This window comes from Exiguobacterium sp. SH1S21 (assembly GCF_004337175.1).
GTDB lineage: Bacteria > Bacillota > Bacilli > Exiguobacteriales > Exiguobacteriaceae > Exiguobacterium > Exiguobacterium aurantiacum_A.
Genome location: NZ_SJUY01000003.1, coordinates 258,862 through 273,124 on the forward strand (window position 1 = coordinate 258,862; position 14,263 = coordinate 273,124).

A 14,263-nucleotide genomic window follows, 5' to 3' on the forward strand; every position below is an offset into this window, starting at 1 on the left:
CGGTTGTGGGTCAGGCTTCGAGACGCAAAAGTTCTTGGCGATACTTCTCTAACCGATGCTTGCTAGCCTGGACAGTGGCATCGTCTTGTGACGCCATTGCATCGAAGAGTGTTGCCAATTCATAATCAATCTCTAGGCGCAGCACCGGAATCCGTTTTTCTGCGTCTTTTCTTTTGAATGCCTCAATCACTTGTTTCATGAGATGCCACACTCCTTTTTTTGGGCTACAAGTTACGGTTTAGTAAGTTGAATTGAGTATATCAGATGAGATTCAAAAAAGAAAGAAAATTGTCTGACTATTTTGAATTTTTTATCTTAGTGGATATATTCCCACTTCAACCGGTCCTAAACCTTAAATAACTGTTAGTGATATGTACCCTATTTCCTAAGGTATTAACTAAAAAAAGCAGCAACCGACAGATTCGTCGGTTCCTGCAATTCATTTGTTACAACCTGATAATCTTAGTATTTGATTTCAAGGCCGCTTGGACCGTACGATAGGTAGAGTATCCGGTCTGCTCATCGTGGACAGCGCTCAGTTGCTTCTCTTCTGATTTTGATGTCACGATTTGTTTGAACGACCGATACGTTGCTAAAAATTCTTCCCGATCGACGCCGCCTTCGTTGGCGAGTGCGACTTGATTATAGAACTCGACGACTTCGATCAGTTCTTCCGTCGTCCAGTCCGGATTGATTGGATAGTTGATTTGCATATTCTTCACCTCGACAACCATTGTATCAACAAAAAAAACTATTGCAAGTTGACTTGGAAATCTCTATAGTTTTTTTGTTGCATTGTTTTTCTGCATAGCAGACCAATCATTCACCGGGTAAAGAAACTTAGTATACGTAAACGACCGATCCCATACAAACGCTGATTTCAAGGAGGGCTTACTATTGAAAATTAAAGGGTCTACACAGCTCGACACGCCGCTATTTGAGACGTTGCTCAAACACGTCAATACAAATCCGATTGCGTTCCATATTCCTGGTCATAAAGGCGGAAAAGGAATGGATCCCGAATTTCGTGACTTCATCGGCGAAAATGCTTTAAAAATCGATTTGATCAACATCGCTCCACTTGATGACTTGCATCATCCGAAAGCTTCGATTGCTGAAGCCGAGCGTCTCGCTGCTGAAGCGTTCCGTGCTGACGAGACATTTTTCTCGGTCCAAGGCACATCGAGCGCCATCATGGCGATGATCATGGGCGTCGTCGGGCCGAACGAAAAAATTATCGTCCCGCGTAACGTGCATAAATCCGTCATGTCAGCGCTCGTCTTGACCGGAGCCCATCCTGTATTCATTCATCCTGAATATGATGAGATGTACGGGATCGCCCACGGTATCACGGCAAGCGCTGTCGAGCGCGCGCTCGAGCTGCATCCTGACACGAAAGCCGTCCTCGTCATCAACCCGACGTACTTCGGTGTCGCTGGTGACCTCGAACGCATCGTCGCCGTTGCTCACGCTCAGGACGTCCCTGTACTCGTTGACGAAGCGCACGGTGTCCACTTGCCATTCCACGACGAGCTCCCACTATCGGCGATGCAAGCGGGCGCAGACGTCGCTGCGACGAGCGTGCATAAGCTCGGTGGCTCGATGACAGGTAGCTCGATTTTGAACGTACGCCGCGGTCTTGTCTCGCCAGAGCGGATCCACGCGATGCTCTCGATGATTACAACGACGTCGACGTCCTACCTGCTTCTCGCCTCGCTCGACGCAGCCCGGCGCCAATTGGCGACAAAAGGTGAGGCCATGAACGAACGCGCCCTCACGCTCGCACGAATGGCACGCGTCGCCATTAACAACATGCCGCATTTATCGGTCTACGGTCACTCTGAGCTCCATTCTGAGTCGACGTACGCCTTAGATGAGACGAAAGTACTCGTATCGGTTCGTGAGCTCGGGATTACCGGATTTGAAATCGAGAAATACTTGCGCGAACATCACCGCATCGAAGTCGAGATGTCCGACTTGTTGAACGTCCTCTTCATCGTGACGAGCGCCGACGATGAGTCGACGATTCAAGCACTTGTCGATGCGATGCGCGACGTCGTTTCCGTCTATGACAAGTCTGGCAATGCCTCATTGTCGATCATGCTCCCGGAGATCCCACCACTCGCACTCAGCCCACGCGACGCTTTCTACGAGGAGACGGAGACGATTCCGCTCGAAAACGCTGTCGGGCGGATTTCGGCTGAGTTCATCATGGTGTATCCACCAGGGATTCCCATCATCATCCCTGGAGAACTGATCACGGCATCGACACTCGAGTACATCACGGCCAATATCGAAGCCGGTTTACCGGTTCAAGGTCTTGAAGACGAGTCGCTTCAAATGATAAAAGTCATCCAACAAACGAAAGCAATCCGCTAAACGAAAGCGAGCCGGTCAAATTGACCGGCTCGCTTTGTGTCATCAGAAGAAAAGATGCTTATGATGATCGAATTGCTTCCCCTACTCTCCATTATAAGAAAACGCTTACATTTTTTCAAGAGGTGATTCAGAAGTTTTTCCGTCTTTCGTCCCCTCCTCGAGACAAAGACGCAAAAATTCAGCAACATGGTCGGTGTCATACAGATTGATTCCAAGCATCGGATAAAGCTGTCTCGGTTCCTCGAGCGCATGCATATCGAGAAGGGCTGACTGTCCGGTCTGCATGCAGACGACGAGTACTTTCCCCATGAACTGGTGCGTATAGACAAATCCGAAATCATAACGAGACGTCTCGGTTTCGATGCCGGTAAATCGAACGCGGCTCGTCTCGGAAACGGTATATAATAGCTCCTCATCAAACGCCATGATCATTCCCTCCTTTCTGACTTCATATACTATTTTCCTTTATACTGAACTTGTGAAACCTAGGGAGGATGACTCATGAACATTCGAAAAGCAAGCGCGCGCGACGAAGCCGCACTATTGACGCTCATGCAAGCGCTCTGGCCCGACGCCCCGTTGATCGAATTGACGGCCGAGCTTCGTCTCGGGTTGCGTTCCGGCAAGATGCATTATTTTTTGGCGACCGACAACACGGCAGTCGGGTTTTGCCAGCTCAGTTTCAGACATGACTATGTTCCCGGCGCCGCCTCTTCTCCGACTGCGTTCTTAGAAGGGATATACGTTGACGAATCTGTACGCGGGCAGGATGTGGCGACCCGGCTCGTCGAAGCTGCCGCATCATATGCTCGGTCGAAAGGCTGTGACGAACTCGCTTCAGATACGGAACTTGACAATGAGGGGGGCCAACGTTTTCATGCTCGAATCGGTTTCGATGAAGTCGAACGGACCGTCCACTACATCAAAAAACTCTCCCGCGAGTAGCGAGAGAGTTTGTGTATTACTTAACGACGTGGATTGGCATACCCATTGCGATTTCTGCCGCTTCCATTGCCATCTCACCGAGTGATGGGTGAGCGTGGATTGTGAGCGCGATATCTTCAGCTGTCATGCCTGCTTCGATGGCGAGACCAAGCTCGGCAATCATATCAGAAGCGCCTGTACCCGCGATTTGAGCACCGATCAAAAGACCGTCCTCTTTACGCGTGATGAGCTTCATGAAGCCGTCTGGCTCGTCGAGGGCGAGGGCACGACCGTTCGCTGCGAATGGGAATTTCGATACTGTGAAATCGAGTCCTTCTTCTTTAGCGAGCGGTTCTGTGTAACCGACTGTCGCAAGTTCAGGGTCAGTGAAGACGACCGCTGGGATTGCTGAGTAGTCGAGGTAAGCCGGCTTACCTGCAGCTGCCTCCGCTGCAACTTTTGCTTCGTAAGAAGCTTTGTGTGCGAGCGGTGGTCCTGGTACGATGTCGCCGATTGCATAAATGTTTTCGTTCGACGTCTTGCACTGGTCGTCGATCTCGATGATGCCGCGGTCGCTGATTTTAACTTCAGCATTCTCGAGGCCGATGTCGCCAGTGTTCGGACGGCGTCCGACTGTGACGAGGACGTAGTCCGCTTCAACAGTCTGTTCTTCGCCGTTCACTTCAAACTTCACGATAACGCCATCTTCCGTTTCCTCGACGCCTTTTGCAAGAGCGTTCGTGTGGATCGTGACGTTGCCTTTTTGTTTGAGTTTCTTTTTGACGATTTGCGTCATTTGTGGCTCGAAGCCAGACAAGATGTCGCTTGCGCCTTCAACGACTACGACTTCAGTATCGAAGTTCGCATACGCTGTTCCAAGTTCCATTCCGATGTAGCCGCCACCGATGACGACGAGCTTTTTCGGAACTTCTGGAAGAGCCAATGCGCCAGTTGAAGAAAGAACGCGTTTTGACCATTTGAACGATGGGATCTCGATTGGTGTCGAACCAGTCGCGATGATCGCTTTCTTGAACTTGTAAGGAGTTGAGCTATCTTCTGTGATGACACGAACTGTGTCTTCAGCTGCGAAGAACGCTTCACCTTGAACGATCTCGATCTTGTTGCCTTTCAAAAGACCTTTGACGCCGCCAGTCAATTTGTTGACGACCGACTGTTTCCAGTCTTGGACTTTCGTGAAGTCAACTGACACGTTGTCAGATGTGATTCCCATTGACGAGTGACCTTTAGCGTGCTGGAAGTTATGTCCAGCCGTAATCAACGCTTTAGATGGGATACAACCGACGTTCAAGCAGACACCGCCAAAGTTTCCTTTTTCAACGATTGTAACTTTGAGTCCAAGTTGTGCGCCGCGGATTGCTGCGACGTATCCACCAGGACCGGCTCCGATGACAAGTAAATCAGTTTCTTGTGCGAATTCTCCTACTACCATGTTATTATCCCTCCATCATTAGAAGTGCTGGATCTTGAAGCAAGCGTTTGACCATGTTGAGCGCGTTTTGAGCAGTCGCACCATCAATGAGACGGTGGTCAAAGCTGAATGAAAGTGCGAGCACTGGTGCTGCGACAATCTCGCCGTCTTTGACGACAGCTTTTTCAGCAATGCGGCCAATACCGAGAATTGCAACTTCCGGATGGTTGATGACAGGTGTGAACCATTGTCCACCAGCTGAACCGATGTTCGTGATTGTGATCGATCCGCCTTTCATGTCGTCCCCAGCAAGTTTGCCTTCACGGGCTTTGCCAGCAAGCTCATTGATGTTGTTTGCAAGTGCGTAGACTGATTTACGGTCCGCATCTTTAACGACAGGAACGACGAGGCCGTTATCCGTGTCAGCTGCGATACCGATGTTGTAGTAGTTTTTGTAGACGATTTCTTCGTTTACATCGTCGATTGACGCGTTGATCGTTGGGTAAGCTTTCGCTGCCGCTGTCAATGCTTTAACGACGAATGGCAAGTACGTGAGTTTCACGCCTTGGTCAGCCGCGACTTGTTTGAACTCTTTACGGAGTGCGACAAGTTTCGTGACATCGACTTCGTCCATGAGTGTTACGTGCGGAGCCGTATGTTTCGAGTTGACCATCGCTTTCGAGATCGCTTTACGGATACCACGGATTTTCTCGCGCGTTTCGAGTTCAGGTGTAGCTGACTCGTAAGGCTTGATTTCCGTCTTCGCAGCCGAGGCCGTCGCTACAGATTCTGTTTTCTCTGTTGTAGCTTCCGCTGTCGGTGCTTCACCGTTTGCGAACGCGTCGATGTCTTCTTTAAGAACGCGACCGTTGTCGCCAGTTCCTTTGACTTCGCGGATGTCGACGCCTTTTTCACGAGCGTACTTGCGAATCGAAGGCATGGCGATGACACGCTCAGACTTGTGAAGTTGAACTTCACGTGGACCGTCTTCTTTCACGTCTTCTTGAATCTCTTCTGTCTTCTCTTCAGCTTTTGGCTGTTCAGGAGCTGCCTCTTCTTCACCGGCTGGTGCGTCACCTTCGATATCGAACGTGATGAGGACGTCGCCGACGATGGCAACTGTTCCTTCAGAGACTTTAACTTCCTTGACTGTTCCGTCGACCGGAGCAGGAATCTCAACGACGGCTTTGTCGTTTTGAACTTCGAGGAGGATGTCATCCTCTTTCACTGTATCCCCTGCTTTGACGAACCACTTGACGATCTCACCTTCGTGAATTCCTTCACCGATGTCTGGTAATTTAAATTCAAATACTGCCACTGGTTTTTCCTCCTATCGAATAATCATGTAAACACGACAAGGGAGACAATTCTCCCTCATCGTTAAATGAACACGATCAGAAGTTGATAACTTCTTTAACTTTTGCAACGACATCTTTATGGTCAGGTAACCATGCATCTTCACCTTGTGCGAAAGCGAAGACCGTGTCTGGTGCAGTTACACGAAGCACTGGTGCCTCGAGGTGAAGAATCGCGCGTTCTTGAATTTCAGTTACGACGTTCGCCGCAATCCCTGCTTGACGCTGTGCCTCTTGAACGACGATCGCGCGGCCAGTCTTTTTAACTGACTCGACGATTGTGTCGATATCAAGCGGGCTGATTGTCATGAGGTCGATTACTTCGACGTTGATGTTTTCTTTTTCGAGCTCTTCAGCTGCTTTGAGTGAAGTATGAACCATCGCACCGTATGTGATGATCGAAACGTCAGTACCTTCGCGTTTCACGTCTGCTTTTCCAAGCTCGATCGTGTAGTCGCCTTCTGGTACTTCGCCACGGAACGAACGGTAAAGTTTCATGTGCTCGAGGAATACGACTGGGTCGTTGTCACGGATTGACGCGATCAAAAGACCTTTTGCATCGTATGGTGTTGACGGGATGACGACTTTAAGACCAGGTGTCTGAGCCATCAATCCTTCAAGGCTGTCCGCATGAAGTTCTGGTGTTTTAACGCCGCCACCGAACGGTGAACGGATTGTAACCGGCTGGCTGTAAGCGCCGCCTGAACGGTAACGCATACGTGCCATTTGGGCAGCAACTGAGTCAAACACTTCGAATACGAATCCGAAGAATTGAACTTCCATGATTGGACGGAAGCCTGTGAGTGCAAGACCGATTGCGAGACCACCGATACCAGACTCAGCGAGTGGCGTATCGAAGACGCGGTCTTCGCCTAGCTCGTCTTGGAGACCTTCCGTTGCACGGAAGACCCCACCGTTTTTACCAACGTCTTCTCCGAAAAGAAGTACTTTCTCGTCGCGCTTCATTTCAACGCGCATCGCATCAGTAATCGCTTGGATCATTGTCATTTGAGCCATAACTTACTTCGACTCCTTTGCTGTATATTCTTCAAGTTGCTCTTTCAAGTTTGAAGGGAGTGTTTCGAACATGTTGTTGATGAAGTCCGAAACTTTTTGTTTTGGTTCTTTGTCCGCGAGGCTGATCGCTTCTTTCACGTCTGCTTTCGCTTGTTCGATCACTTCGTTCTCCATGTCTTCGCTCCAAAGCTTTTTGCCTTCGAGGAAAAGACGGAAACGTACGAGTGGATCTTTTTCTTGGTACTCTGAATCGAGTTCTTTCGTACGGTAACGTGTTGGGTCATCCCCAGCGAGCGTATGTGGTCCGTAACGGTATGTGAGTGCTTCGATGAGCGTCGGTGTCCCATCAAGTGCGTCTTTACGCGCTTGTTGTGTTGCGGCGAAGACTGCAAGTACGTCCATACCGTCAACTTGGATTCCGTTGATGCCCGCTGCTACAGCTTTTTGCGCGATCGTTTTAGCTGCCGTCTGTTTCTCAACAGGTGTCGAGATTGCGAAGCGGTTGTTTTGAACGACGAAGATAGCTGGTGATTTGAATGCACCTGCGAAGTTCATACCTTCGTAGAAGTCACCTTGTGACGATCCGCCGTCACCCGTGTAAGTAATGGCGACGTTCGTGTTGCCGTTGCGTTTGAGACCCATGGCCACACCCGCTGTTTGAATGATTTGTGCACCGATAATGATTTGCGGCATTAAGACGTTAACGTCTTCTGGGATGCGGTTTCCTGCCACGTGACCACGTGAGAACAAGAACGCTTGATAAAGCGGAAGTCCGTGGAATACGAGTTGCGGGATATCGCGGTAACCCGGAAGAATCCAGTCTTGCTTGTCGAGCGCGTATTGCGTCCCGATCATCGTTGCTTCTTGCCCTGCCACTGGCGCGTAGAAACCTAGGCGTCCTTGACGGTTAAGCGAGATGGCACGCTGATCCCAAATTCGAGTATAGACCATGCGGCGCATAAGCTCCTGAAGTTGCTCGTCCGTTACATCTGGCATTGCGTCTTGGTTGACGACCTCGCCCTTCTCGTCGAGAATACGGAACGTTTGGAAGTTTTCTTCCACGTTTTGAAGTACCTGAACGTTGTTCATTCGTTTCACCTCATCCTTTCAACTATGAGACAATTGTCTTTTTTTGTGATCAAACACTACCTCAAATCTTAAGTGTATCTGTCCAAAAAAGCAATCTGTATTAACGTGATTCAGGAAAGTATGACTTCTCCTGCCGTTTCCTTGTCAGTATAAAACGGGTTGTTACAATAACGCAAAAAATATGCTCACTCCATAAAAACGCTTACATGAACACATTTTTCGAATGTTTTACGCTCTGTATCATTTTCATTTCACCTTCTGTACCATCTGAGCGATTCGCTCATTAAATATGATATAATTGGACATATCGCAATTGGAAAGGAAGTTTACCCATGTTAACAATGAAAGACGTGATTCGTGAAGGAGATGAGCGGCTCCGTAACCGTTCAAGTGAAGTCTCGCTTCCACCTACGGCAGAAGACCTCGCCCTGCTCGACGAGATGGAAACGTTCCTCGTCAACAGCCAAGACCCTGAGATCAGTGAGAAATATGAGCTTCGCGGCGGTGTCGGGATTGCCGCACCACAACTCGGTGTCAATCGCCGGTTCTTCACCGTCCTGCTAAAAGAAGAAGAAGAGACGTTCAAGCTGTCGATCTTCAATCCGAAAATCACGAGTCACTCGCTCGAACAGACGTATTTGAACGGCGGTGAAGGCTGCTTATCTGTCGATCGCATCGTCAAAGGCAACGTACCGCGTCACCGTCGCATCACCCTCGAAGGATTTGACCGTGACGGCAATCCGATCAAGTTACGTCTTCGCGGGATGCGAGCCATCGTCTGCCAACACGAACTCGACCACTTGGACGGCGTCCTGTTTTATGACCGCATTAATACGACCAATCCGCTAGAAACATACGGTGAACCGATCTGAGGTGACGAGCGTGAAAAAAAAGACACTGTTGTTCCTATTCCCATTCTTGTTTCTTTTAATCGGTGGATGCGTCCGGATCGAATATGACGCCACCGTCCACTACGATCAGTCTGTCACGCTCGAGACGACGTATGCGTTCCGCGATCACCCGGTCATGAAGCTATTAAACTTACGGCTCGACTGGGAAACGTGGAAACAACAAGCGAACGATAACGGCTATGCGACTCGAGACTATTCGAGCGAAGACGATTACGAAGGTATGGTGTTAAAGAAGACGTTCAAAAACGTCGATGAGCTGCAAAACATTAAACAGGAATGGAAGACCGGACCGGCCGGTATCCTCGTTCCCCCCGACGTGAAATTTGATGTTCAAAAGGAAGACGGCATTTGGTTCGATTCATATGTGTTGAAGACGAACTTGGATCTACGTCTCGATCGCGTCGACTTGCCTGGTGTCAACTTGAGCGGTTCCCCGAAAGAACTCGCCGAACGTTACATCCGCCAAGCCGACATCCGTTTCAATTTGACAGTACCGACCGGTGTGTTCGTCGAGGACGGGACCGGCCTTGATCCTCGTTCGATGAAACAAGTCGAGTGGCAAGTGTACGGCGGACGCCAAAACAATATGACGCTTGTCGCGCACGTACCGAACGTCAAAGCGTGGATTATCACCATCGTCGTTGCTGTCATCGCTAGTGTGACTGCTTTCTTTGTTTGGCGGAGATCTCGGAAAAACGTCGGAAACCCCGACCGGACATCGATTCGTTCGCGCGTACTCGGTACGTTGATCATCCTGTTAGCGTTAGCCATCATTATCGTGACCGTTCGTGAAGAGCTGACGAACGATCGAAAAGTCGAAGCCATCCGTCAAGCCGCTCAAACCGATGAGTTCATCCCGACGTTCGCCGTCCACGGCCTACTCGGGACCGACCGGACGTTCCTCCGCTTCTCCCAATATATGGAGCAGCGCGGACTCGCCAAAGACGGCGCGCTTTGTACGGTGACAGCGAAAGGAGCGGTCGACTGCGTCATCAATGATTACAGTTCGAACCGCCCGATCGTCCGGATTGAATATGAGGATGCTGAAGCGTCCTTGAACAACCAGACGAAATGGTTGAACCTCGCCATCGAAGAGTACAAATCGGAACGAAACCGTTCGTTCGACCGCATGTATGTGATCGGTCACAGTATGGGCGGTGTCGCCGCAGCCAACTACATTTTGAACCAAGACGAGTATATCGTCGATAAGCTCGTTACGTTTGATAGCCCGTTCGCCGGGACGCGCCTCGCCAACTTCGGTTTATCCGCTAGCAACTTCGGTGTGAACACGGGCAGTCCGGCCATCCGCGACTTGTCGCCGAGTTCTGATGGGCTCAAGTCGTTCCAGGCCAAGCTTGAGACGTGGCCCCGCTCCGTCCAAGTGTATTCGTTCTCAGGACGAGGCGGCGAGTTCAACTTGATCGAACCGTCGAGCTCGCTCTTGCTCGAGGAATACACGAACAACATCGGTACCAAGACCGTCCCGTACGATCACTTCTCGCTCCATCGGAAGACGGACGTGCTCCGTGAGACGGGCGAGTTCTTATACGAGTATTCAAATGAGTTCAATCCAGTCGAAACGCAATAAAACAAGCCCGCCCTCTGATGAGGGCGGGCTTAGGCTGTTGACGAACCAATTCGCTTTTTTATGTTCGATGACCTCGAGTCACTCTGCTCGGCACAAGATTGAAAAAATGGTATGTATACGGTCTCTCCAGGCCAATAAACTAGTCAACTTCTTCATGTTTTGTGCAGTGACCGCCACCAGATGGGACCGTGTGCGTTGCTCGTCCGATGGCGCCGCGACTCCTGCAGGATAGCAATCATGTTAGTCAACAAGCTGAAGCCCGCCCTCTGATGAGGACGGGCTTATTTTATGTCAGTAGGTCATCGTCCACGTCAACTTCTGTAACCAGTAGAGCAAGTACTTGCCGATCGGCAAGTCGGTCTGAATCTCATCATAAGCGACGGTGTACGTCCCGTCCTCATTGTTCCAAAGCCGTTTGAAATAGCTATCGACTTCACGCATGAACTCGGTCTCGGTCGCAGTCGTCACTTCGACATCCGCCTCGAGGTTATAGTCGTTCATATTCCGGGTCGTATAGTTGCCTGACCCCAAGACGACGACACGCTGCTCGCCTTCGACGTAGAGCATCTTCGGATGATATTGTTCTTTCCCGACTTCGTACCAGCGGACTTCGATCTGTTCAGGGTTGACTTCGACGAGCTCAGCCGTGACCGGCAAGTTCGGGAGACCCGACTTATCCCGACCGAACGCGTTCGTGTTCGGGTCAAGAATGAGCTTGACGAACACGCCGCGCTCGGCGGCGTCATGGATTGCTTGGATGATGTTCCGATCGGCCAAATAGAACATGCCGATCCAAATCGTCTCACCCGCTTCCGCCTCGTCCATCGCTTTCACGACGGCTTCTTGAATTTCCGACTCGGTCACGTAACGAATCTGCATCGGCCCTTCCGAGTCCTCGTCACGTAAGGCGCTAAGTTTTTCTTCACTCGGGAAACGGCTCGCGTCCCCTTTCGAGAACTCGGCAATCGCCTCTTCCCCTTCAAGAATATCAGCTAGAATCGGACCGTCGAGTCGGACGCCGACGTTTGAATGGTAACCGGACGCGTCATGCGGATTCGCCGAGAGGACGAACCCGTCATTCTCAGTCACCATGACTTTACGGTGGTTCGCCTTCACGTTCAGTAACCGTAGATAAGAACGAATCGTGATGTCCGGTGCCGATTTCGCCATCGGGTTCGGGAGCCAACCGTTCTGGCTGTCCCCGAACCATTGGAATCCGATGCGATACAGCGTCGAGTACAAGATATTCGGGTCACGCAACGCGTCGAGGTTCGTGTAGACGATCTCCGCGCCAGCTTCCTTGAGCACGTCTAAATGGTCAGACGCGTGACCGTTATACGTCGTGTTGATCTCGTCTGTGATCAAGACGACGCTCAAGTCAGGATACAGCTCCATCTGTTCTAAGAGTGCTGACGATAGGCGGGACGTAATATCCGGATACGGTCGATCTTCGTTTGAATAAGGGTTAAATAAGAAAAAGTCCATGACGATATACTCCCGGGCCTCGCGGATCGATTGTTCGACATCTTGGAAAATCTCTTGCTCATTGACTTCGGTGTCTTCTCCTTGGTATGTCAAATCAGACAAAAAATCGATTTGGTCATCCGAGATATTTACCGGTTCGGATGCTCGAGACACCCCTTCTGGCAGCGGTTTTACTTGATGATAAATCATCGTGACTAAAAATAAGATCGCAAATGCAGCGAACCCCCACTTGAGCCAACCTGTCTTACGCTTCTTCCGTTCCATACGCACCGCCCCTTTTTTCATTCTCTAAAAAACGGGCTGTAGTCACCTACAGCCCGTTCGTTTATACTTCCATAATGATCGGAAGAACCATTGGGTGTCTTCGTGTTTTTTGAGCCAAGTATGGCGTGAGTGTATCCGAGACGAGTTGCTTCATCTCTGACCACTTCATCTGCTTGTTCGACAAGCCTTGTTCGACCGTCTTCTTGAGCAAACGCTCACCGTCACGAATCAAGCTGCCCGATTCACGCATGTACACGAAACCACGCGAGATGATGTCCGGTCCGGAGACGAGTTTTCGTGTCTTGCCATCGATGCTGATGACGACGACGACGAGTCCATCTTCTGACAAGATGCGGCGATCGCGTAAGACGATGTTGCCGATGTCTCCGATACCGTTTCCGTCAACATAGACGGCGTTCGCCGAGATTTTGCCTGTGATGGCAGCCGAATCGGCGTCGACGGCTAGCACTTCGCCGTTGTCCATCACGAACGTGTTCTCTTTCGGGATCCCGACCGATTGTGCGAGCCCGGCATGTTTCACTAACATGCGGTACTCTCCGTGAATCGGCATGAAGAATTTCGGGTTGAGCAAGCGGATCATGAGCAGCTGCTCTTGTTGCGATCCGTGACCTGACGTGTGGATGTTCGTGAGTTTACCGTAGACGACGTCAGCGCCCGCTTTGTAAAGCTGGTTGATCGTTTTACCGACCGACACGGCGTTACCAGGAATCGGTGACGATGAGAAGATGACCGTGTCGCCAGGGATGATCGAAACTTGACGGTGTGTCCCGTTCGCAATCCGGCTGAGCGCGGCCATCGGTTCACCTTGTGACCCGGTACAGAGAATCGCCACTTCATGTGGCTCAAAGTTGCGCATCTGGTTCGTCTCGATGATCATTCCTTTTGGTACGTTGATAAAGCCGAGTTCTTGCCCGATCGTCATGACTTTTTCCATCGAGCGACCGAAGATGAGCAAGCGACGGCCCGTCTCAGCACAAGAATCGATGACTTGTTGCAGACGATAGATGTTCGAGGCGAACGTCGCGAAGATGACACGCCCTTCCGCTTTACGGAACGTCTCACTGATCGTCCCGCCGACGACTTTTTCACTCATCGTGAATCCTTCGATTTCTGCGTTCGTCGAGTCCGACAAGAGACAAAGGACGCCTTCTTTTCCAATCTCGGCCATTTTGGCGATATCGGCCGGCTCGCCGACAGGTGTGAAGTCGAACTTGAAGTCGCCGGTATGGACGATGTTACCTTGTGGCGTCTTGACGACGACACCGAGCGAGTCTGGGATCGAGTGGGTCGTCCGGAAGAACGAGATACTCGTCTTTCTGAACTTGACGATCGTATCCTCATCGATTTCATGCAATTCGGCCTCACGAAGCAAGCCGTGCTCCTCAAGTTTCACTTTGATCAACCCGAGGGCGAGCTTTGTCGCATAGATCGGCAGTTTGACTTGTTTCAACAAGAACGGGATTCCACCGATATGGTCTTCGTGACCGTGGGTGATGAACACCCCTTTTACTTTGTCTTTGTTCTTGATCAAGTATGAGTAATCTGGAATGACGTAGTCGATCCCAAGCAAGTCATCCTCTGGGAACATAATCCCGGCGTCGATGACAATGATCTCATCTTGAAATTGAGCGACGTACGTATTCTTCCCGATTTCTCCGAGTCCGCCTAATGCGAACACAGCGGTTTGATGGTTCTTTACAAACTTCATTTAATCTCTCCTTACTTCTAGTTAGTTGATTTTCATCTATGTGATACATAAGTGATTCTCGTGATAAAGTTATGTCTCCGTAAGATTCTTTCT

The 14,263-nt window shown here is 50.3% G+C and carries 13 protein-coding genes; 4 read left to right on the forward strand and 9 right to left on the reverse strand.

Going from position 1 to position 14,263, the window contains the following annotated elements; translation table 11 throughout:
• Positions 1 to 10: 10 nt before the first annotated feature.
• Positions 11 to 199, reverse strand: a complete 189-nt coding sequence (locus EVJ24_RS06595) for a hypothetical protein (protein ID WP_015881266.1) — start codon at positions 197 to 199, stop codon at positions 11 to 13.
• A 247-nt stretch (positions 200 to 446) separates the two neighbouring features.
• Entirely contained in the window at positions 447 to 713 is a 267-nt protein-coding gene (locus EVJ24_RS06600) for a UPF0223 family protein (RefSeq protein WP_070327590.1), read from the reverse strand.
• Between the two features lie 184 nt (positions 714 to 897).
• Between EVJ24_RS06600 and EVJ24_RS06605 the strand changes: the two genes are divergently transcribed.
• On the forward strand, positions 898 to 2,379 hold the full coding sequence (locus EVJ24_RS06605; RefSeq protein WP_131440383.1) for an aminotransferase class I/II-fold pyridoxal phosphate-dependent enzyme: 1,482 nt from the start codon (positions 898 to 900) through the stop codon (positions 2,377 to 2,379).
• 105 nt (positions 2,380 to 2,484) lie between these two features.
• On the opposite strand, the gene EVJ24_RS06610 is transcribed toward EVJ24_RS06605, so the two are convergent.
• Positions 2,485 to 2,805: a DUF3055 domain-containing protein gene (locus tag EVJ24_RS06610; RefSeq protein ID WP_442899256.1), complete on the reverse strand. Its 321-nt coding sequence runs from the start codon at positions 2,803 to 2,805 to the stop codon at positions 2,485 to 2,487.
• Positions 2,806 to 2,880: 75 nt separating this feature from the next.
• Here EVJ24_RS06610 and aac(6') point away from each other — a divergent pair, with 75 nt between their 5' ends.
• Positions 2,881 to 3,324: an aminoglycoside 6'-N-acetyltransferase gene (gene aac(6'), locus EVJ24_RS06615; RefSeq protein ID WP_131440387.1), complete on the forward strand. Its 444-nt coding sequence runs from the start codon at positions 2,881 to 2,883 to the stop codon at positions 3,322 to 3,324.
• A 16-nt stretch (positions 3,325 to 3,340) separates the two neighbouring features.
• Here aac(6') and lpdA read toward each other — a convergent pair whose 3' ends face one another.
• The 4 genes from lpdA to pdhA all read right to left on the reverse strand — a co-directional run bounded on the left by lpdA (position 3,341) and on the right by pdhA (position 8,193).
• Positions 3,341 to 4,753 (reverse strand): dihydrolipoyl dehydrogenase, encoded by a 1,413-nt coding sequence (lpdA, locus tag EVJ24_RS06620; RefSeq protein WP_071399522.1) that lies wholly within the window; start codon positions 4,751 to 4,753, stop codon positions 3,341 to 3,343.
• A 4-nt stretch (positions 4,754 to 4,757) separates the two neighbouring features.
• Positions 4,758 to 6,050 (reverse strand): dihydrolipoamide acetyltransferase family protein, encoded by a 1,293-nt coding sequence (locus EVJ24_RS06625; RefSeq protein ID WP_070327595.1) that lies wholly within the window; start codon positions 6,048 to 6,050, stop codon positions 4,758 to 4,760.
• A gap of 76 nt (positions 6,051 to 6,126) precedes the next feature.
• Positions 6,127 to 7,104, reverse strand: coding sequence for an alpha-ketoacid dehydrogenase subunit beta (locus EVJ24_RS06630; RefSeq protein ID WP_070327596.1), 978 nt, complete (start codon positions 7,102 to 7,104; stop codon positions 6,127 to 6,129).
• Between the two features lie 3 nt (positions 7,105 to 7,107).
• On the reverse strand, positions 7,108 to 8,193 hold the full coding sequence (gene pdhA, locus EVJ24_RS06635; RefSeq protein ID WP_070327597.1) for a pyruvate dehydrogenase (acetyl-transferring) E1 component subunit alpha: 1,086 nt from the start codon (positions 8,191 to 8,193) through the stop codon (positions 7,108 to 7,110).
• Between the two features lie 332 nt (positions 8,194 to 8,525).
• Here pdhA and def point away from each other — a divergent pair, with 332 nt between their 5' ends.
• Together def and EVJ24_RS06645 are read left to right on the forward strand one after the other, a co-directional pair.
• A complete protein-coding gene (def, locus tag EVJ24_RS06640; protein ID WP_131440389.1) occupies positions 8,526 to 9,065 on the forward strand; it encodes a peptide deformylase in 540 nt (179 codons plus the stop codon).
• A 1-nt stretch (position 9,066) separates the two neighbouring features.
• On the forward strand, positions 9,067 to 10,692 hold the full coding sequence (locus EVJ24_RS06645; RefSeq protein WP_131440450.1) for an alpha/beta hydrolase: 1,626 nt from the start codon (positions 9,067 to 9,069) through the stop codon (positions 10,690 to 10,692).
• A gap of 291 nt (positions 10,693 to 10,983) precedes the next feature.
• On the opposite strand, the gene EVJ24_RS06650 is transcribed toward EVJ24_RS06645, so the two are convergent.
• Together EVJ24_RS06650 and rnjA are read right to left on the reverse strand one after the other, a co-directional pair.
• Positions 10,984 to 12,441, reverse strand: coding sequence for a phospholipase D family protein (locus EVJ24_RS06650; RefSeq protein WP_131440391.1), 1,458 nt, complete (start codon positions 12,439 to 12,441; stop codon positions 10,984 to 10,986).
• Between the two features lie 61 nt (positions 12,442 to 12,502).
• Entirely contained in the window at positions 12,503 to 14,170 is a 1,668-nt protein-coding gene (gene rnjA, locus EVJ24_RS06655; RefSeq protein WP_131440393.1) for a ribonuclease J1, read from the reverse strand.
• Positions 14,171 to 14,263 lie beyond the last annotated feature (93 nt).